This is a genomic window from Vibrio sp. 03_296, from assembly GCF_002265885.1.
Genome location: NZ_NPKW01000430.1, coordinates 1 through 591, shown reverse-complemented (window position 1 = coordinate 591; position 591 = coordinate 1). Strand labels below are relative to the sequence as shown.

The window sequence follows — 591 nt, the reverse complement described above, 5'->3', positions numbered from 1 at the left end:
AATGGCTTTGGCAACAGAAACGCCGTCTTTAGTGATGGTTGGTGCACCATATGACTTATCCAGCACAACATTGCGACCTTTTGGGCCCAGTGTCACTTTCACTGCATCTGCCAGTAGGTTGACCCYTTCAGCATCTTTTGACGTGCGTCATTTGCAAATAAAACATCTTTTGCAGCCATGATATTCTCCTCTTTTCACCACAACTAAAATGCATTACTCAACGATGGCTAACACATCAGATTCAGACAGGATCAAATACTCTTTCCCATCCATTTTTCTGTTTCACGCCATAGCCGTCATTGAAAATCACCACATCACCGACGTCACTTCCATCGATGCGCGTTCACCATTTCAAGACGTTTACCTAGACCAGCGGTCGATCACTTTGCCGCGATTGGATTTTTTAACCGATTGTGAGGTTAAAACGATTCCCCCTTCAGATTTGTTTTCCACTTCTTGTCGTTCAACAATCAGCTTGTCATTTAAAGGACGAATGTTCATTGAGATTGCCTCCTACTTAATTCTCAAAAAGATAAAAGACAGGTTGATAAATCAAATTCTGGCGAGAGGCTATCCAGCGCTCTCGCAGAA

At 43.1% G+C, this 591-nt stretch carries 2 pseudogenes; both read right to left on the bottom strand.

The features are described 5' to 3' along the window. Positions 1-179 (bottom strand): annotated as a pseudogene (locus CIK04_RS25155) (TCP-1/cpn60 chaperonin family protein); the annotation flags it as partial. Between the two features lie 34 nt (positions 180-213). After that, positions 214-501: pseudogene (locus tag CIK04_RS25150) on the bottom strand (co-chaperone GroES). Positions 502-591 lie beyond the last annotated feature (90 nt).